Origin of the sequence: Modicisalibacter coralii (assembly GCF_004117855.1) — a bacterium.
GTDB classification, from domain to species: Bacteria; Pseudomonadota; Gammaproteobacteria; order Pseudomonadales; family Halomonadaceae; genus Modicisalibacter; species Modicisalibacter coralii.
In genome coordinates this window covers 41,666-60,012 of the sequence record NZ_QWBW01000022.1, presented here as the reverse complement: position 1 = coordinate 60,012, position 18,347 = coordinate 41,666, and the positions used below count along the sequence as shown (strand labels likewise).

Below are 18,347 nucleotides of genomic sequence, written 5' to 3'. Positions count from 1 at the left end.
CTGTTCGAGTCTAGTTGCGATGCCTTGTGCAACGAAGCTGAATCGTGTCACCTTGTTCATGGCGCCATGCTGAAACGATCCACTCGATTTGGCAAGCGGCTCGACCTACGACCTTAGCAGGGGGCGGGGGCCGCGCCTCTCTCGTAGAATGTTCCCCGACACCCCCGGGAGGTGCACGGCCTCCCCAACGACGGAGCCGAACGCAGACCATGGCCATGACTCTCGCCGAAATCGCCCGCCTCGCCGGCGTCTCGCGCACCACCGCGAGCTACGTGATCAATGGCAAGGCCGAGGAGCGGCGCATCAGCCGCGAGACAGTCGAGCGGGTGATGGACATCGTCGACCGCCACCAGTACCGCGTCGACGCCCAGGCCGCCGCGCTGCGCCGCGGCCAGAGTCGCACCCTGGGACTGATCATCCCCGACCTGGAGAACGCCAGCTACGCGCGGCTGGCCAAGTGTCTCGAGCGCGGCGCCCGCGAGCAGGGCTTCCAGTTGTTGATCGCCGGCTCCGACGACGAGCCCGACACCGAGCGCGAACTGGCCCGGGCCCTGCGCGCCCAGCGCTGCCAGGCGCTGATCGTCGCCACCAGTCTCGCCGCCGACGATCCCTTCTACGTCGAAATGATGGCCGGCGGGCTGCCGATCATCGCGGTGGACCGTGCCCTCGACCCGTCGCGCTTCGTGTGCATCCTCAGCAACAACGTCGCCGCCGCCGAGGCCCTGACCGGCTCGGTGATCGACGATTCGATCCGCCGCATCGCCTGGTTCGATGCGGTGGGCGAGCTGTCGATGACCCAGGAGCGCCGCCGCGGTTTCCAGCGCGCCCTGGTCGGCCACGACAGCGAACCGTGGGTGTACACCGCCGCACGCTACGACCGGGTCGACGGCGCGGCCCTGATGCGCCGGCTGCTCGACGAGCGGGGCCGTCCGGACGCCCTGGTGACCGCGTCCTACACGCTGCTCGACGGCGCCCTCGACGTACTGCTCGATCGTGGCGGCCTGCCGGAAGACCTGCGCCTGGCGACCTTCGGCGACGCCCGATTGCTCGATTTCCTGCCGCAACCGGTCAACGCCCTGCCCCAGGACCATGCGCGCATCGCCGAACTCACCCTGGCTCGGGCCCTGGCGGCGGCACGCGGCGACTACCACCCCGGGGTCGACATGGTCGAGCGCTCGCTCCACGACCGCCGGGCCAGGAAGGCGACTCACCCGACGGTTTCGTGACCGGCGACATTGACCCCGCCACGAGTCGGTGACCACGCTTGCTTCAGGTGTTCCGACCCGCGAAGGAGCCAGCCATGAACGACCTGCCACTGCGGGACCGCCGCGATGCCGGCGAACGTCTCGCCAAGCGGCTACGGGGCAACGTCGACGCCTCGGCCCTGGTACTCGGCCTGCCGCGCGGCGGCGTGCCGGTCGCCGCCGAGATCGCCCATGCCCTGGGTGCCGCGCTCGACGTGATGGTGGTGCGCAAGCTGGGCGTGCCGGGCCACGAGGAGTTCGCCATGGGCGCCATCGCCAGCGGCGGCGTGCAGGTCCTCGACGAGCCGTTGATCCACCGGCTGGGGCTCGACGATCGGGCCCTGCAAACGGTCGTCGCCCGCGAGCAGCGGGAACTCGAGCGACGCGAGCGCGCATTTCGCGGCGAGCGGCCCTATCCCTCGCTGGCCGGCCGGCAAGTGATCCTGGTCGACGACGGCATCGCCACCGGGGCGACCATGCGCGCGGCGATTCGCGCCGTACGCCGGCTGGGCGCCGAGTACTGCATCCTGGCGGTGCCGGTGGCCGCGCCCGACAGCCTCGAGGCGTTGCGTCCCGAGGTCGATCGCGTCGAATGCCTGGCCGCACCGGCGGACTTCAGTGCGGTGGGTCAGTGGTACCGGCACTTCGATCAGACCGGCGACGACGAGGTGCGCGCCTGCCTGCGCGAGCAGGGGGACACTCAGCCGCCGCAGGCATGAACGGCCCGACGATGGCCAGGCGCCAGGCGGGGCGCTAAGCTGGACGCTTTCGGCCACGACCCGCCGCGGCCTTTCTCGTGCCTCAGGCATTGCCTGAAAAAGTCGGCGAGCGAAGGTCAGACAAGGCAAAAATCAGTGAAAAAGCGGAGTTTATGGGGTGTAAATGAGCATTTTGAGCTGATTTTTAACGCAGTATGGCCGAGCGCAGGCAGTTTTCAGACAATGCCTGCCCGGCTCGCGCAGGGACGCATACCCTTGGATTCCACGACAGATTCATTGCCGGACGTACTGGCCGGCCCGTTGTTGCGCCGCACCGAGCCCGGCGGCGTGACGCTCTGGCTGGTCGCCAGCCGGGCTCTCGACCTCACGTTGACGCTGTATCCCGGCGACGCCCCCGCCGAGTGCCACACACTCGACGCGGCCGCCTGTCGGCGCCTGCGCCTGGGCACCCGGGCCTGGGTCCATTTGATTCACGTCGTGCCGGACACGCCCCTGCCCTGCGACGAGCGCATCGGCTACGACCTGCACATCGTCGACGCCGACGGCAACCGCCGGGGTATCGCCGACTGGGCGCCGCACCTGCTCTACCCCGGACAGGCCCACCCCGACTTCGTGATCCGTGGGCGTATCGACGCGCTGCTGCACGGCTCCTGCCGGCGCCCCCACCACCCCGCCGGCGATGGCATGGCGCGTGCCGACCGCTGGTTCGCCGAGCATCGCGACGAACCGCACGAGCGCCCGGCCCTGCTGATGCTCACCGGCGACCAGATCTACGCCGACGACGTCGCCGGCCCCATGCTGGTCGCCATTCACGCCCTGATCCGGCGCCTGGGCCTCTACGGCGAAACCCTCGAGGGCGCGGTAGTCGGCGACAGCGACGCCCTCTTCGCGCACCCCGACACCTACTACCATCGCGAGCGCCTGCTGCCCGAGTTCGAGTCCAACGAGGCGTTGCGCGAGCGCTTCTTCGGTGGCGTCAACAAGCCCATCTTCACCACCGCCAACGCCTCCAATCACCTGATCACCTTCGCCGAAGTCCTCGCCATGTACCTGCTGGTCTGGTCGCCGGTGCCCTGGCGGCTGATCGCCCCTGAGCGGCCTCACCTCGACGCGACCGAGGCGGCGCGCTACGCCGACGAACAAGCGGTGATCGAGGCGTTCGTCGCCGACCTGCCCGCCACCGCACGCCTTCTCGCGCAACTGCCGACGCTGATGATCTTCGACGATCACGACGTCACCGACGACTGGAACCTGACCGCGGCCTGGGAAGAAACCGCCTACGGCCATCCCTTCTCGCGGCGGATCATCGGCAATGCGCTGCTCGCCTACCTGCTCTGCCAGGGCTGGGGCAACGCGCCTGAGCAGTTGGCCGGGCCCATGACAGCGCTCGAGGCCCTGCTCGCCAACGTCGACGACGCCGGCCTGCCAGCGGCCGAGCACGATCGCGTGGCGGGCGAGTTGCTGCGTTTCGAGGGCTGGGGCTACACGCTGGCGAGCTCGCCCAGGCTGGTGGTGCTGGACACCCGCACGCGGCGCTGGCGCAGCGAGCGCGCGCGTCACCGCCCCTCGGGGCTGATGGACTGGGAAGCGCTCAGCGAATTCCAGCAGGAGCTGCTCGACGAAGCCTCGGTGATCGTGGTCTCGGCGGCGCCGATCTTCGGCGTCAAGCTGATCGAGGGCATCCAGCGCGTCTTCACCTGGTTCGGCAAGCCGCTGCTGGTCGACGCGGAGAACTGGATGGCGCATCGCGGGGCGGCGAGCGTGATGCTCAACATCTTTCGCCACCGCCGGACGCCGGGCAACTACGTGATCCTCTCCGGCGACGTGCACTACTCCTTCGTCTACGAGGTGCGCCTGCGCCAGCGCGAGCATGGTCCGCACATCTGGCAGGTCACCAGCAGCGGGCTGAAGAACACCTTTCCCGACACCCTGCTCGACTGGTTCGATCGCCTCAACCGCTGGCTGTACGCTCCCTGGTCGCCGCTCAACCTCTTCACCAAGCGTCGCCGGATGCACGTCCGCCCGCTGGTCCCGGATCGCGCCAAGGCCGGCGAGCGGTTGTGGAACGCCTCGGGTATCGGCTACGTACGCCTCGACGACCGCGGGCGCCCCCGCGACGTGGTGCAACTGGGCAGCGACGGCCGCGACACCGGGTTCCACTGAATTCCGCGGCGCTCAGCGCCGGGCACCGGCAGGGCCGCTCCGCCGCAGGGTCCCGAGCGTCTCGTCGAGGGTGCGTCGCAGGGTGTCGATGCGCTGTCGACGCGCCGCCTCGCCCAGTTGGGCCACCTGCCTTTCCAGCGCGCCTGCGAGTGCCGCCACACGCCGCAACCCCAGCCCCGACGACTCCCCCTTGAGCAGATGCGCCTGGCGGCGCAGGGCGTCATCGTCGCCGGCCATCAGGGCCGCATCCAGGCGTGCCAGGCGTTCGGGCACCTGAGCGCGAAACAGCTGGACCAACTCCTCCAGCCCCTCGCGACCCAGCGAGCGCTCGAACTCGGCGAGCAGATGACGATCGACCAGCACGTCGTTCGCCGCCTCGGCGCCCGCCGACTCGGTGGGCGCCGAGGCGGCGTCGCCGAGATAGCGACGCAACAGACGCTCGAGCTGGTCGGGCAGGATCGGCTTGGTCAGGTAACCGTCCATGCCCGCCGCCAGGGCCCGCGACTTCTCGCCCTCCAGCGCGCCGGCGGTCATGGCGACGATGGGTACCTGACCCGCTGCCCCCGCGAGCTGCCGGATGCGCCGGGTGGCGGCGATACCGTCCATGCCGGGCATCTGCATGTCCATGAAGATCAGGTCGTAGCCGCCCCGGGCGGCCATCTCGACCGCGCTCCGGCCATCCTCGGCCACCTCGGCCTCGAGACCGAAACGCTCGAGCATGGCGACCGCTACCTGGCGGTTGACGGGGTTGTCCTCGGCGACCAGCAGGCGCCCCGCCAGCCCCGCCTCGTGGCGTTCGGGAAACAGCGCGGGCGCGGGCGCCGACACCGCCGAGGCGTCGGCGGCTTCGAGCGGTAGTTCGAACCAGAAGCGACTGCCCTGGTGCTCGCGACTCTCGAAACCGATGTCGCCGCCCATCGCCGTGACCAGCCGCTTGCAGATCGCCAGTCCCAGGCCCGAACCACCGTAGCGGCGCGCCGTCGAGGCGTCCCCCTGACGGAACGGCTCGAACAGCACATCGCGACGCTCGGCGGGAATGCCGCAACCGGTGTCGCTGACCTCAAAACGCACCCGGCCCTCCCCGCAAGCCCCGACGCTGAGCCTCACCTCGCCGACGGCCGTGAACTTCAGCGCATTGGAGAGCAGGTTGAGCAGGATCTGGCGCAGCCGCCCGGCATCGCCGCTGAGACACGGGGGCAGCGCGGGATCGATGTCGCGTTCGAGGCGGACCGGCGAGTCCTCCAGGCGCGGCGTGAAGAGCTGTATCACGCTGTCGATGCAGCGGGTCAGATCGAAGGCCTCGACCTCCAGCTCGAGTCGGCCGGCCTCGATCTTGGAGAAGTCGAGGATGTCGTTGATCAGACTGAGCAGGATCTCGGCGCTTTCGTGAATGGTGCGCGCGTAGTGCCGCGAGCGCGGATCGCGCTGACGATCCAGCAGCAGTGCACTCATGCCGATCACCCCGTTGAGGGGAGTCCGGATCTCGTGGCTGACGATCGCCAGGAAGTCCGACTTGGCGCGGCTCGCCGACTCGGCACGCCGCGCGGTGACCTCGAGTTCTCGACTGAGCGTTTCCAGGGTACGTCGCGAGGCGTCGTTGTCGCGCGCCTCCTGGAACAGGAAGCGCACCACCACCAGCGTCGCCAGGCTCATCAGCACGATCAGCGCCAGCAACAGCGTGTAGAGCTTGAACATCGTCTCGCGGGCAGTGGTCTTGGTCTGGGCGAAGTGCTCGTTGATCGCCATCACCAGGCGCTGGGTGTCCCCGCCGAGCGCATGAAAGCGTTCCTGCAGCCGATCGATGACGGCCGGCGTCAGGGTCTCCAGGGAGCGGATGTCGTCGTCGAGCCGCGCGACCCGGTCGAGAATCGGCGCGATCAGCCCGTCGACCGTGGGTATCGCGTGAATCAGGTCGCCGATCTGTCCATCCCGCAGCAACTGGGTACGACTGTAGAGCAGGTCGAAGCTCAGGCGCAGCTCGTCGAGATCCTCGGTCGAGCCCGGTCGGCTGCGCAACAGTTGGCTCCTGAGTTCCACGGTCTCGCGGTCGAGCTTGTAGGCGACCCAGCCGGCGTCGCTGCCGATCATCGGCACCAGGCTGCCCTGGCGCCAGAAGATCAGGCTGACCACGCCGAGCGCGGTGACGAAGCAGAACACCGCGGCGACCGCGCCCAGTTTGAGTCGCAGGGGGTAATGCACGCTAATCTCCCGGTATCAGGCCCGCGGGCCTACTCCACCTCGATGCTGACGACCTGCCAGACGCTGCGAAAGCGGATCTTCTCGGTCTGCAGTTCGGGCTTGGCGTCGAACGGATAGAGCACGAAGAGCGGCCCGAAACTGCGCACCGACATCGGCTTGCCGTCGCGCTCCAGGGCCAGCAGCACGTCGTAGTCGTAGAAGTCGCTGGCCGGCAGTTCGGAGACGTAATCGTTGAGCGCCTTGACGCGCAGCACCTTGCCCTTGGCGCCCACCCGATCCAGCAGGTCGCGGCCCAACGGGCCGGCAAAGTGCGAGACGCCGTCGGTCCAGGGCGTGTGAGTCGCGACCGTGTGCAATCCCAGGTCGTTCAGCATCGCCGCATCGAAGCGAGCCTCGTCGCCGACATTGGTCCGGGTGATGTTGCCCGAGACGGTCAGGATCACCCGACCCGTGGGCTTCGGCAGTGGCGTCGCCGACCAGGCCGGCGCCCCCATCCCCATGAGCAACAGCAGTGCCAACAGCAAGCGCGGAAAATGGCGCATGGCGAGCCTCGTTATGCAGTCTTGTGGAGCCCGGCTCCGTCCGTCGGGCCGTCTCGGCCTGGCCGCCGGTCCGCTATGACACCGCGTGTCTCGCGGCTGCCAGGCAGCGCCTAAATGGAGGTCGCGCGGGTCTCCAGCACCTCGACCGGCGCCCCGACGATCAGTTCCCCCGTGTTGAGCGCGATCAGATTCTGGCCGAAAAGGACCTTGCCGTCGGCCCCGCGCCGATAGCCGGCCAGGGTGCGCAACGGTTCGCCCCGAGCCTGGAAGGTCCCGGTCGTCGGGTCGACGGTGATCATCTTGCAGCGCGCGCAGGGCGTATCGACGCGAAACTCGACCTCGCCGATGCGAATCCGCGCCCAGGCGTCCTCGGCGTGGGCGGCGGTTCCCGCCACCACCAGGTTGGGTCGGAACTGGATCATCCGCTGCGGCGCGTCCATCCGCGCGTTGAGTGCCTCCAGCGAGGCCTGCGAGATCAGCATCAGCGGATAGCCGTCGGCGAAACTCACCCGGCGCTGCAGCGACTCGCGATAGCGCGGCGACGTCGCACCCAGCCACAACAGCCTGACCGGCTCGCCGAGGATCTCGCTGAACCAGGCATCGAGTGCCGACTCGGTCGTCACGGCGGCGAACGTATCGCCCCATACCGCGGTGGTGAACGACTCCCGGGCGAAGCGGGTCTCGCGGGCTTCGATCGACCCGGCCTCGGGGTGATGGAGGTCCAGCCCGCCGTTGACCGGCTCGACAATGACACGCTGCAACGCCGGATGGGTACGCGCGGTGACGAAGCGACCGTCCGGCCGGGCCAGCATGTAGCGGCGGTCACCATCGAGCCCCTCCTCGCTCACCAGGGCTCGCGTCAACGACCGGGCGGCGGTGGATTTCACGGGATAACGGTATATCTCGGAAAGACGCGCTAGCGTCTGGGTATCGCTCATGAGCGTTCCTGGTAAAAAAGCATGGGGCAGCGTCGCTGCCCCATCATAGCGTCTGGCGACGCGTTGTCATCTCGATCCGCCGATCACGGCGCACCCGCCGGCCCGTTCAGCGCACGACCATCACCGAGATGCCGGCGTGATGCACCACATGCTCGGCATTGGGGCCGATCAGCAGATCGGCCAGCTTGCGCTTGTTGTGGGACGCCATGACGATCAGATCGGCACCGATCGAGCGGGCGCTTTCGACGATTCCCTCGTAGGGCGAGCCCTCGGCGACGATGCACTGCGTGGAGACGTCCTCGGGCACGTGCTCGGCGACGAAGCGATGCTGCGCCTCGGAGAGCGCTCGACGGGCCTTCTCGCTGAAGTCTTTCGGGAAGAAACTGCCCACCAGCGGCATGTGGTAGTCCGGCAGCACGGTGACCACGTGCAGGCTGGCCCCGAAGGTCCGGCACAGGGCGAGCGCCGTGGGCAACGCCCGCTCCCAGGAGGCCGGTTCGTTCATGTCGATGGGCAAGACGATCTTCTGGTACATGCGATCCCCCTATACGGCCGGTGCCGGCGTGGACGAGCCCCGCCGACGACGCTGCTGCAACAGCACCACCAGGACGAATACCGCCAGCCCCGGAATCCACATCCACTCCTTGGCCCAACGCTCGACCGGCGCCTTGACCGAGACGATCTGCTGGTCGAACTCGAAACCCAGTTCCTCCGCCTGGCTGCCGAAGGTGGTCATGTCGACCAGCGTCTTGCCGTCCTCCTGCATCAGTTGCAGGCCCAGGTTATCCATGCGCTCGGTGCCGGTGGCGCCCTCCGGCGCGGGGATCAGCACGAAGAAGCTGGTCGGGTTGCCATAGGCATCCACGCCGTCGACCTGGACACGCAGGTTGTCGCCCTTGCCCAGATTGCCGAGCGCTTGTTCGAACTGCGCCGGCGGCACGTCGCGATACGGGTCGTGGATCATGTCCATCCAGAACCCGGGGCGGAACAGCGTGAAGGCCACCAGCAGCAGCAGCACGCTCTCGTACCAGCGACTCTTGACCAGCATGAAGCCCTGGGTCGCCGCGGCGAAGATCAGCATCGCCAGCGTGGCGACGACGAAGATCAGCAGCCCGTGCCAGAGGTCGACGTCGATCAGCAGCAGGTCGGTGTTGAAGATGAACAGAAACGGCAAGGCCGCGGTGCGCAGGCTGTAGTAGAACGCCTGAAAGCCGGTGCGGATCGGGTCGCCCCCCGAGACCGCCGCCGCGGCGAACGAGGCCAGCCCCACCGGCGGCGTGACATCGGCCATGATGCCGAAGTAGAACACGAACAGGTGCACGGCGATCAGCGGCACCAGCAGGCCGTTCTGCTGCCCCAGCGAGACGATCACCGGCGCCAGCAGCGCCGAGACCACGATGTAGTTGGCGGTGGTCGGCAGCCCCATGCCCAGGATCAGGCTGAGCAGCGCGGTGAGCAGCAGCATCAGCATCAGATTGCCCATCGACAGCGTCTCGACCAGATCGGCCAGCACCAGGCCGACGCCGGTCTGCGCCACCGCCCCGACGATGATCCCCGCCGTCGCCGTGGCGATGCCGATGCCGATCATGTTGCGCGCCCCGTCGACCAGGCCGCTCCACAGGTCGACGAAGCCGGCACGGATGTCGCTGGCCATGTCACTGTGCCCCCGGAAGACCGCCATGATCGGCCGCTGGGTGACGATGATGAAGATCATGAACACCGTGGCCCAGAAGGCCGAAAGGCCCGGCGAGAGGCGTTCGACCATCAGACACCACACCAGCACGATCACCGGCAGGATGTAGTGCAGGCCGACCATCACCGTGGGGCGGGTCCGGGGCAGCCTGACCACTTCCTCGTTGGGATCGTCCTCCTCGAGTTCGGGATAGTTCGAGCCGACCTTGAGCAGCCCCACGTAGACCAACGCCAGGACGACGGAAACCACCCAGGGCGTGGCCTCGCCGAGCACCGGCTTGAGCCAGCCCAGCCCGTAATAGACGACGAACGACAGCGCCATCAGCGCCAGCAGGCCGGTCAGGAAACCGATCACCTTGTTGAGCAGCGGCTTGACCGGATTGCTGCTCTCGAGCCCCTTCATGCCCGCCTTCATGGCTTCGAGGTGAACGATGTAGACCAGGGCGATGTAAGAGATCAACGCCGGGAGAAAGGCGTGCTTGATCACCTCGACGTAGGAGATGCCCACGTATTCGACCATCAGGAAGGCCGCAGCGCCCATCACCGGCGGCATGATCTGGCCGTTGACCGACGAGGCCACCTCGACCGCCCCGGCCTTCTCGGCGGAGAATCCCACCCGTTTCATCATCGGGATGGTGAAGGTGCCGGTGGTCACCACGTTGGCGATCGACGAGCCGGAGATCAGCCCGGTCATGCCCGAGGCGACCACCGCCGCCTTGGCCGGACCGCCCTTGTAGTGGCCGAGCAGCGAGAAGGCCACCTTGATGAAGTAGTTGCCGGCACCGGCCTTGTCGAGCAGCGCGCCGAACAGCACGAACAGGAACACGAAGCTGGTCGACACGCCCAGCGCGATGCCGAACACCCCCTGGGTGGTCAGCCACTGGTGGTTGGCCAGCCCCTCGAAGCTCACCCCGCGGTGCGCCAGCATGCCCGGCATGTAGGGGCCGGCCAGCGAGTAGACGAGGAACACGATGGCCACGATCATCAGCGGCGGGCCCAGCGCGCGGCGGGTCGCCTCGAGCAGCAGCAGCACGCCCACCACGGCGACCACCACGTCCTGAGTGATGGGGTTGCCGGGACGCTGGGCGAGCTGATCGTAGAACAGATAGAGATAGGCGGCGGCCCCGGCCGCCAGTATCGCCATGATCCAGTCGCTCACCGGAACCCGGTCGCGCGGCGAACGCTTGAGCGCCGGATAGGCGAGATAGGCCAGGAACATGGCGAAGGCCAGGTGAATGGAGCGCGCCTCGGTGGCACTGAAGACCCCGAAGCGCAGAATGAAGGGAAGCGGCGAGGCAATCCACAACTGGAACAGCGACCAGGCGGCCGCGCCACCCAGGAGAATCTTCTGTGGCGCACCGCCCAGCTTGCGCGATCCGGTATCGCTGGAAGCGACCAGATCCTCCAGATCCTGGGAGCTGGCGGATGCCGACGTGTTGTTTTCAGCCATGACAATGCCCTGTGAGACCAACACCCCGCCGCTGATCACCGCCGTGGGGAAGGGTGTCGACTGCGTCTAAGTGTAGGCGTCGCGGCGACGCCCGATAACCAAAGATGCGCGACTGCCCCAGGGCAGCCGCGCATCATGAGCAAGGCGGGATGCTTCCCGGGCTCAGTCGATCCAGCCACGCTCCTTGTAGTAGCGGGCCGCGCCTTCGTGCAGCGGTGCGGTCAGACCGTCGCTGATCATCTGTTCGGGCTCGAGGTTGGCGAATGCCGGATGCAGCTTCTTGAAGCGGTCGAAGTTCTCGAACACCGCCTTGACGGTCTGGTAGACCGTATCGGCATCGGTGTCGGCATCGGTGACCACGGTCGCCTTCACGCCGAAGGTCTCGACGTCGTCAGGATTCCCCTTGTACAGACCGCCGGGGATGGTGACCTTGGAGTAGTAGGGATACTTCTCGACCAGCGAATCGACGGCGTCGCCGGTCAGCGGGATCAGCTTGGCATCGACCGTGGTGGTCGCTTCCTGGATCGAGCCGTTGGGATGGCCGACCACATAGACCATGGCGTCGATGTTGTTGTCCGCCAGCGCGGAGGCCTGCTCGGCGGCGGTCAGCTCGGAGGCCAGCGAGTAGACGCCGGTATCCCAGCCCTTGGCGTCCATCAGCACTTCCATGGTGGCGCGCTGGCCGGAGCCCGGGTTGCCGATGTTGACACGCTTGCCCTTGAGATCATCGAGTGTCTCGATGCCCGAGTCGGCGCGGGCCAGCAGGGTCAGCGGCTCGCCATGCATCGAGAACACCGAACGCAGTTCCTTGAACGGCTCCTCGAAGGTGCCCTCGCCGTTGTAGGCACGGTAGGCGACGTCGGACTGGGCGACGCCCATGTCCAGTTCGCCGGACATGATGCCGTTGATGTTGGCCACCGAACCGCCGGTGGACGGCGCGTTACACTTGATGTTGGCGTCGTCGACCCGGTTGACCATGCGGCAGATCGACTGACCGACCACATAGTAGACGCCGGTCTGGCCGCCGGTACCGATGGTGATGAAGTTCTGCTGTGCCTGGGCGGCGGGTGCGGCGCCCAGGGTCGCGGCTCCCAGCAGGGCGCCGGAGAACAGTGCGGATAGCAAGTGGCGTTTCATGCAAGACACCTCTTCTTGAGTTTGTTGTCACGGGTTCACGTCCCGAGGCGCGTGCCGGCTTTCCAGACGGGCTCGGAAAGCGCTCGGGCGGTGTGCCCCCGATACGACGCCATGCTCACCGCCTGCCCGCTGCGATACGATGGCGTCGCCTTCCGTCAAGCGTAGTTCAGCCCAGCGTTTACAGGGCGTTTGCCTCAACCGATCCGATTTTTCGGGAAGGGTCAGTTAAGCGGTTGTGATCATACAATATTTTTTCCCGCCTTGAAGCCACCTGACAGAACTTCCCGCTACCTGATTGCCAGGTTCGTCGGCGATCGGCCCGACGAGTGGTCGGCGCCCCGAGACGCACGCCAGAGACGGCCCCGCCGCTCACTCCCCTGCCCCGGCCGTGCTCGATGCCCCGGGGCGAACGCACCCGCCGCCGGGCCGACTCAGAGAACGCGCGCCGCCGTCTCGAAATCCAGGCGCGGCCCGCGCGGGTAGAGCTCGTCGGCGTCGCCGTAACCCAGGTTAACCAGGAAGTTGCTGCGCCAGCGACCCTCCGGGAAGAACTCGGCGTCCACGCCGGCGCGATCGAAACCGCTCATCGGTCCGCAATCCAGTCCCAGCAGCCGCGCCGCCAGAATCAGGTAACCGCCCTGCAACGAACCGTTGCGAAAGGCGTTCTCCTCGGCGCTCGCCGGGGCACCGGCGAACATCTCGCGAGCATCGGCCTTGACCGGAAACTGTTCGGGCAGGTGCTCGTAGAACTGTGTGTCGTAGGCGACGATCACGGTGACCGGCGCCTGCTCGGTCTGCGCCCGGTTGCCCTCGGCGACCCTCGGCAGCAAGCGTGCCTTGGCCGCGGGGCTGGTGACGAACACGAAGCGCCCGGGCTGCGAGTTCATCGAGGTCGGTGCCCACTTGAGCAGCTCGTAGAGCTGCCTCAGGGTCGCTTCGTCCACCGGGCGCTGCGGCTGAAAGGCGTGATGGGTCCGTGCCGAGAGAAAGGCCTGCTCCAGCGCCTGCTGATCGACGGTCGATGACATGCCGACGGCTCCTTTGCGAAGTGAGAATCAACGACTATAAGGAAGGCATTGGCGAAATCCTAGCTGGCTAAGGACATCCCCATGCACCGACAGACAATCCGCGCGGCCGTGGCCGGTCGCTCAGGCGCGCGCTGGCGGTTGGAAACGCTCGAACTCGACGCGCCCCGCGACGATGAAATCCTCGTCAGGATTCATGCCTGCGGGATCTGCCATACCGACCTCGACATGGCCGCGAGCTGCCCGACGCCCAGCGTGCTGGGGCACGAGGGCGCGGGTATCGTCGAGGTGGTGGGGCGCGATGTCGACGATCTCGCCCCCGGCGACGCCGTGGTGCTGAGCTTCGCCGCCTGCGGGGCGTGCGCGGCCTGCCGCGCCGGGCATCCCGCCGACTGCGCCCATTTCATGACCCTCAATTTCGCCGGCACCCGGCTGGATGGCAGCAACGCCCTGAGCGACGGCGTGCGAGGGCACTTCTTCGGCCAGTCGGCGTTCGCCACCCATGCGCTGGCCGCGCGACGCAATGCCGTGCGCGTCGATCGCGAACTCGACCTGGCGCTGGTCGCCCCGCTGGGCTGCGGGCTGCAGACCGGCGCCGGCACGGTGGTCAACTCCCTGGCGCTGGCCGCCGGCGAGGGGCTGGCGATCGTCGGCGCCGGCGCGGTGGGGCTGGGGGCACTACTGGCGGCGAACATCGTCGGCGCCGAGCCGCGCGTGGTGATCGAGCCGCTCGCCGAGCGCCGCGAGCTGGCCGCCTCACTGGGCGCGACCCGCACCCTGGCGCCCGAGGCGGCACTGGCGGGCGGGATGCGTGACGCCTTTCCCGCCGGCGCGCCGGCGCTGATCGACACGGCCGGGGATGCCGCCATCTTCGCCGCCATCCCCGGGTGGCTGGCCGCCGATGGCCGCGTGGCCTGGCTCACCGGCGCCGCGGGCGGCGGCCTGGAGCCGGGTCAGCAGGGCCACTCGGTGATCCAGGGCGACGCCGACCCGCAGCGCTTCATCCCCTGGCTGCTCGATGCACATCGCCGTGGCGACTTTCCCCTCGAGCGTCTGATCACGCGCTACCCCTTCGAGGCCATCGAGGCGGCGGCCGAGGACGCCGAGGCCGGCCGGGTGATCAAGCCGGTGTTGGTCATGGATACCTAGCGAGTTTATCCACCTAGAGGCTCTCAGAGGGTGTTTACAAAATGCCTGCGCTCGACAATACGGCGTTAAAATCGGCCTCAAAATGCTCATTTACTCTGTGTAAACTCCGCTTTTTCGGCCGATTTTGCCTTGTCTTGCCTTCGCTCGCCTAATTTGTAAACACCCTCTCAGACGTTGTAGCCCAGCACGCCCGGCAACCACAGGGCGATCGGCGGAAACAGCGCCACCAGCAGCAGCGCCACCGCCATGGCGGCGACGAACACCAGCGCCCAGCCCAGGGTCTGCTCGAGGCGGATGCCCGCCACCTCGGTGGTGACCATCAGGTTGACCGCCACCGGCGGCGTGTACTGACCGATGGCGATGTTCATCGCCAGCAGGATGCCGAACCACACCGGATTCCAGCCGAAATGCTGCATCACCGGGATCAGGATCGGCATCAGGATCAGATAGATCGAGATGGCATCCAGCAGCATCCCGGCGAGCAGCACCGCGATCATGATCAGGGCGAGCAGCACCGCACCGTTGTCGGACAGGGTGATCAGCCATTCGGCGAGATGACGGAACGTCCCCAGCATGGTGCCTGCCCAGGCGAAGATCCCCGCCAGGGCGATGATCAGCATCACCACCCCGGAGATCGTCGCCGCCTCGCCGATCAACCGCCAGAGTTCGCGCCAGTCGAGCTCACGGGTGAGGAACACCCCCACCACCACGCCGTAGGCCACCGCCGCGACGGCGGCCTCGGTGGGTGTGAACAGGCCGCTACGCAACCCGCCGAGGATCAATACCGGGGCGAACAGTGCGGGAATCGCCTGACGGAAGCTCGCCCCCAGCGCCGGTCGCTCGACGGCGTCGGGGGCTTCCCAGCCGTAACGCCGCGACAGCCAGAACGCCGGCAGCAGCAGCGCCACGCCGGCCAGAATGCCGGGAAACAGTCCCGCGGCGAACAGCGCGCGCAGGTCGACGCCCGGCACCACGATCGAATAGAGGATCAGCGCCACCGACGGCGGAATCAGGATCGCCGTGGAGGCCGAGGCGGCGATCAGTGTCGCCGAGAACGGCTTGGGGTAGCCGGCGCGGGTCATGCTGGGCAGCATCACCATCGCCACCGCCGCGGCATCCGCCGGGCCCGAGCCGCTCATGCCGCCCATGATCAGACAGACCAGTACCGCGACCAGCGCCAGCCCGCCGTGACGGGGGCCGATCAACGCCTGGGCGAAGCGCACCAGCCGCGCGGCGACACCGGCGCGTTCGAAGATCAAGCCGGTGAGGATGAACAGCGGAATGGCGATCAGCGGGTACTTGGCGATGCTGTTGTAGGTGTTGGTGCCCAGCGTCGCCAGCATCTCCGGCGAGAGTCCGGTGACGATCCCCACCGCCCCGGCCAGGCCCAGCGAGAAGGCCACCGGTACGCCGGCCAGCAACAGCAGCCCGAAGCTGGCGATCATCAGCAGATCAGGACTCATCGGCGAGCCCTCCGCGCAAGCGATCGAGGGTCTGCTGAACCAGCCGCACGAGCATCAACAGAGACAACACCGGCAGCCACACCAGGTACCACCATTGCGGCACGCCGAGCCCCGGCGACAGCGATTGCCAGTGATACTCCTGCCAGGCCATCTGCGCGCCGTAACCGGTGATCAGCCCCAGCACCACCAGGCCGGCGAGTCCCTGCAGCGCGATCAGCGCCCGCCGCGGGCCGGGCGGCAGGGCCCGCTCGACCAGACCGATACGGATGTGACCGTTGCGGCGCAGCGCCACCGCCGCGCCGGCGAAGGTCACGACCACCAGCAGGAAGACCGATATCTCCTCGGTGAAGGCGAAGGAGGCATCGGTGACATAACGCACCACCACGTTGGCGAAGCTGATCAGGGCGATCACCACCAGGGCGAGCGTGGCCAGAACGCGCTCGAGTCGCGCATCCGGTTGCGGTTTCATGTGGACCTCGTCATGCATCGGTCGGCACACCGGCCGACCAACGGGCTTACGGATTTGAGAACCTGGAGGCTCAGCGGTTCTCGACGGCCTGGCGGGCGGTCTCGACCAGGTCTTCGCCGATCTGCGGCGCCCACTCGTCGTAGACGCTCTGGGTCGCATCGGCGAAGGCCTGACGCTGGGCGTCGTCGAGCTCGATGACCTCGACCCCGCGCTCCTTGATCGCCGCCAGGCGCTCGTCACGCTCGCCACGCGACTTCTCGATCTCCCAGGCGCCGGCGTCCACGGCGGCCTGACGCAGCAGTTCGCGATCGGCTTCGGGGAACTGCTGCCAGACGTTGCGGTTGACGGCGAAGATCAGCGGATCGTTCATGTAGTGCCACCGCGTCAGATACTTCTGCCCAACCTGGTCGATGCGCGCCACGTCGAACACCGACAGCGGGTTCTCCTGACCGTCCACCGCGCCGGTGGTCAGCGCCGGCTTGGCGTCGGCCCAGCTCATCTGGGTGGGGTTGGCGCCCAGTGCGGTGAAGGTGTCGTGGAACAGCGGTGAACCGACCACGCGGATCTTCAGGCCCTCGAGGTCCTCGGGGGAATCGATCGGCAACTTGGAGTTGGACAGCTCGCGGAAGCCGTTCTCGCCCCAGGCCAGCGGGATCACGCCACGCGACTCGATGGCCGCGAAGACCTGCTCGCCGGCCTCGCCGCCGGTGACCGCATCGACGGCGTCGTAGTCGGGCATCAGGAACGGCAGCGAGAAGAGATTGAGCTGGGGCACCTGCGGCGACCAGTTGATGGTCGAGCCCACCGCCATGTCGATCAGCCCCTGGCGCATCGCCGAGAACTCGCGGGTCTGGTCGCCGTTGACCAGTTGTGAATTGGGATAGACGCGCAGCGTGATGCGCCCGTCGGAGCGCTCCTTGACCAGCTCGGCCCACTTGTCGGCGCCCTGGCCCCAGGGGAAGGCGTTCGAGAGCACGGTGGAGACGGAGTATTCGCGGGCCTGCGCGGTGAGCGCGGAGCACAGCAGGGCGGCCCCCGCGAGGGCGGCGGCGAGTCCGTTGAAGCGGCGTGTCGACATGTCGTGAGTCCTTGCATGCGCCAGCCGGCGGGCCGGGGCTGGCTACGTTATGGTTGTGCGAAGTCCGGTGGCTTCGTCGCGCATGCAGGTCCGGGGGTGAGGACCCGCGACGTCCGGCTCGTGGCCGGTCGCCGAGGCGCCCCGGGGCAGGATAGGGGCGCCGGGGTTCGATCCGGTGTCCATTGTAAAGCGCCGGCGAATGAATGAAAGCCTCGCCTTTCGGCGTGCCGCCCGCCGCCTGTCATCGAATCGTCACGGAACCGCGCCGCACGCTTGTTACACTGTGTCACCCGCAAGACAACCCCAGCAAACGCCGAAACGGCCCGGGAGGCGCTCATGCAGATGCTGGCGCTCTACAGCATCAAGGGCGGCGTGGGCAAGACCGCCTCCGCCGTCAATCTCGCCGCCGAGGCGTGTCGCGATGGCCACCGGGTGCTGCTCTGGGACCTCGACCCCCAGGCGGCGACCACCTTCTACCTGCGTGCCAAACCCAAGGTCCGAGGCGGCGTCGACAAGCTGGTCAAGGGCAAGGCGGCTCTCGACAAGGTGATCCGCGACACCGGCGTCGAGGGCCTCGATCTGCTGCCGGCGGCGATCGGCTCGCGCGACATGGAACAGCTCCTCGAGGGCCGCAAGCTCAGCCGCCTGCGCAAGCTCCTCAGGCCGGTCGTCGACGACTATGACCTGGTACTGCTCGACTGCCCGCCGAGTCTGTCGACGCTTGCCGAGCAGGTCTTCTCCAGCGTCGATGCCCTGCTCGTGCCGATCGTGCCCACCACCCTGTCGCTGCGCACCCTGGAGCAGTTGCGCGGCCACCTCGACGAGACGAATCACGCCTGCCCGGTGTGGCCCTTCTTCACCCTCGCCGATCGGCGCAAGACCCTGCACCGCCAGGTCATGGATACCCTCGGCGAGCGCTGGCCGACCCGTCTGTCCACGGTGATCCCCAACGCCAGCGCCGTGGAGCGCATGGGTCTGGAGCGCGCCCCGGTGTCACACTTCGCCCGCGCCAGCGCCGGTGGGCGGGCCTATGCCGGCCTGTGGCGCGAGATTCGCCAGCGCCTGCAGTGACAGCGCCG

The 18,347-nt window shown here is 67.8% G+C and carries 15 protein-coding genes; 5 read left to right on the top strand and 10 right to left on the bottom strand.

All coding sequences use genetic code 11. The features are described 5' to 3' along the window. Nucleotides 1-215 precede the first annotated feature (215 nt). The 3 genes from cra to D0901_RS13205 all read left to right on the top strand — a co-directional run bounded on the left by cra (nt 216) and on the right by D0901_RS13205 (nt 4,126). Nucleotides 216-1,226 carry a catabolite repressor/activator gene (cra, locus tag D0901_RS13215; RefSeq protein WP_129140792.1) on the top strand — a complete coding sequence of 337 codons (1,011 nt, stop codon included), beginning with the start codon at nt 216-218 and terminating at the stop codon, nt 1,224-1,226. A 74-nt stretch (nt 1,227-1,300) separates the two neighbouring features. Further along, on the top strand, nt 1,301-1,963 hold the full coding sequence (locus D0901_RS13210) for a phosphoribosyltransferase (RefSeq protein WP_129140770.1): 663 nt from the start codon (nt 1,301-1,303) through the stop codon (nt 1,961-1,963). A gap of 255 nt (nt 1,964-2,218) precedes the next feature. Next, complete coding sequence (locus D0901_RS13205) at nt 2,219-4,126, top strand: metallophosphoesterase family protein (protein ID WP_233440428.1); 1,908 nt, start codon at nt 2,219-2,221, stop codon at nt 4,124-4,126. A gap of 12 nt (nt 4,127-4,138) precedes the next feature. Here the strand turns inward: D0901_RS13205 and D0901_RS13200 are convergent, their stop codons facing one another. From D0901_RS13200 to D0901_RS13170, 7 genes are all read right to left on the bottom strand, one after another. Beyond that, nucleotides 4,139-6,325: an ATP-binding protein gene (locus D0901_RS13200; RefSeq protein WP_233440427.1), complete on the bottom strand. Its 2,187-nt coding sequence runs from the start codon at nt 6,323-6,325 to the stop codon at nt 4,139-4,141. A 29-nt stretch (nt 6,326-6,354) separates the two neighbouring features. Beyond that, on the bottom strand, nt 6,355-6,867 hold the full coding sequence (locus tag D0901_RS13195) for a putative pterin-binding protein (RefSeq protein ID WP_129140768.1): 513 nt from the start codon (nt 6,865-6,867) through the stop codon (nt 6,355-6,357). A gap of 110 nt (nt 6,868-6,977) precedes the next feature. Continuing rightward, nucleotides 6,978-7,805 (bottom strand): MOSC domain-containing protein, encoded by an 828-nt coding sequence (locus tag D0901_RS13190; RefSeq protein WP_129140767.1) that lies wholly within the window; start codon nt 7,803-7,805, stop codon nt 6,978-6,980. Nucleotides 7,806-7,911: 106 nt separating this feature from the next. Further along, nucleotides 7,912-8,340 (bottom strand): universal stress protein, encoded by a 429-nt coding sequence (locus D0901_RS13185; RefSeq protein ID WP_129140766.1) that lies wholly within the window; start codon nt 8,338-8,340, stop codon nt 7,912-7,914. 9 nt (nt 8,341-8,349) lie between these two features. Continuing rightward, nucleotides 8,350-10,947, bottom strand: a complete 2,598-nt coding sequence (locus tag D0901_RS13180) for a TRAP transporter permease (protein WP_129140765.1) — start codon at nt 10,945-10,947, stop codon at nt 8,350-8,352. Between the two features lie 162 nt (nt 10,948-11,109). Next, complete coding sequence (locus tag D0901_RS13175) at nt 11,110-12,084, bottom strand: TAXI family TRAP transporter solute-binding subunit (RefSeq protein WP_129140764.1); 975 nt, start codon at nt 12,082-12,084, stop codon at nt 11,110-11,112. A 431-nt stretch (nt 12,085-12,515) separates the two neighbouring features. After that, a complete protein-coding gene (locus D0901_RS13170) occupies nt 12,516-13,112 on the bottom strand; it encodes a malonic semialdehyde reductase (protein WP_129140763.1) in 597 nt (198 codons plus the stop codon). A gap of 81 nt (nt 13,113-13,193) precedes the next feature. Here D0901_RS13170 and D0901_RS13165 point away from each other — a divergent pair, with 81 nt between their 5' ends. Continuing rightward, nucleotides 13,194-14,258, top strand: a complete 1,065-nt coding sequence (locus D0901_RS13165) for an alcohol dehydrogenase catalytic domain-containing protein (RefSeq protein ID WP_129140762.1) — start codon at nt 13,194-13,196, stop codon at nt 14,256-14,258. A 167-nt stretch (nt 14,259-14,425) separates the two neighbouring features. Here the strand turns inward: D0901_RS13165 and D0901_RS13160 are convergent, their stop codons facing one another. The 3 genes from D0901_RS13160 to D0901_RS13150 all read right to left on the bottom strand — a co-directional run bounded on the left by D0901_RS13160 (nt 14,426) and on the right by D0901_RS13150 (nt 17,268). Then, nucleotides 14,426-15,721, bottom strand: coding sequence for a TRAP transporter large permease (locus tag D0901_RS13160; protein WP_129140761.1), 1,296 nt, complete (start codon nt 15,719-15,721; stop codon nt 14,426-14,428). Beyond that, on the bottom strand, nt 15,711-16,190 hold the full coding sequence (locus D0901_RS13155) for a TRAP transporter small permease (protein ID WP_129140760.1): 480 nt from the start codon (nt 16,188-16,190) through the stop codon (nt 15,711-15,713). The genes D0901_RS13160 and D0901_RS13155 overlap by 11 nt, the downstream gene beginning before the upstream one ends. 70 nt (nt 16,191-16,260) lie before the next feature. After that, complete coding sequence (locus D0901_RS13150) at nt 16,261-17,268, bottom strand: DctP family TRAP transporter solute-binding subunit (RefSeq protein ID WP_129140759.1); 1,008 nt, start codon at nt 17,266-17,268, stop codon at nt 16,261-16,263. Between the two features lie 336 nt (nt 17,269-17,604). Between D0901_RS13150 and D0901_RS13145 the strand changes: the two genes are divergently transcribed. Further along, the gene (locus D0901_RS13145; RefSeq protein ID WP_129140758.1) at nt 17,605-18,339 is read left to right on the top strand and encodes a ParA family protein; all 735 of its coding nucleotides are present in this window, start codon (nt 17,605-17,607) and stop codon (nt 18,337-18,339) included. Nucleotides 18,340-18,347 lie beyond the last annotated feature (8 nt).

What these genes read in the sequence shown, in the direction of transcription:
- cra (WP_129140792.1), top strand. Translation starts at nt 216, where the DNA reads ATGACTCTCGCCGAAATCGCCCGCCTCGCCGGCGTCTCGCGCACCACC.
- D0901_RS13210 (WP_129140770.1), top strand. Translation starts at nt 1,301, where the DNA reads ATGAACGACCTGCCACTGCGGGACCGCCGCGATGCCGGCGAACGTCTC.
- D0901_RS13195 (WP_129140768.1), bottom strand. Translation starts at nt 6,867, where the DNA reads ATGCGCCATTTTCCGCGCTTGCTGTTGGCACTGCTGTTGCTCATGGGG.
- D0901_RS13190 (WP_129140767.1), bottom strand. Translation starts at nt 7,805, where the DNA reads ATGAGCGATACCCAGACGCTAGCGCGTCTTTCCGAGATATACCGTTAT.
- D0901_RS13185 (WP_129140766.1), bottom strand. Translation starts at nt 8,340, where the DNA reads ATGTACCAGAAGATCGTCTTGCCCATCGACATGAACGAACCGGCCTCC.
- D0901_RS13180 (WP_129140765.1), bottom strand. Translation starts at nt 10,947, where the DNA reads ATGGCTGAAAACAACACGTCGGCATCCGCCAGCTCCCAGGATCTGGAG.
- D0901_RS13175 (WP_129140764.1), bottom strand. Translation starts at nt 12,084, where the DNA reads ATGAAACGCCACTTGCTATCCGCACTGTTCTCCGGCGCCCTGCTGGGA.
- D0901_RS13170 (WP_129140763.1), bottom strand. Translation starts at nt 13,112, where the DNA reads ATGTCATCGACCGTCGATCAGCAGGCGCTGGAGCAGGCCTTTCTCTCG.
- D0901_RS13165 (WP_129140762.1), top strand. Translation starts at nt 13,194, where the DNA reads ATGCACCGACAGACAATCCGCGCGGCCGTGGCCGGTCGCTCAGGCGCG.
- D0901_RS13160 (WP_129140761.1), bottom strand. Translation starts at nt 15,721, where the DNA reads ATGAGTCCTGATCTGCTGATGATCGCCAGCTTCGGGCTGCTGTTGCTG.
- D0901_RS13155 (WP_129140760.1), bottom strand. Translation starts at nt 16,190, where the DNA reads ATGAAACCGCAACCGGATGCGCGACTCGAGCGCGTTCTGGCCACGCTC.
- D0901_RS13150 (WP_129140759.1), bottom strand. Translation starts at nt 17,268, where the DNA reads ATGTCGACACGCCGCTTCAACGGACTCGCCGCCGCCCTCGCGGGGGCC.
- D0901_RS13145 (WP_129140758.1), top strand. Translation starts at nt 17,605, where the DNA reads ATGCAGATGCTGGCGCTCTACAGCATCAAGGGCGGCGTGGGCAAGACC.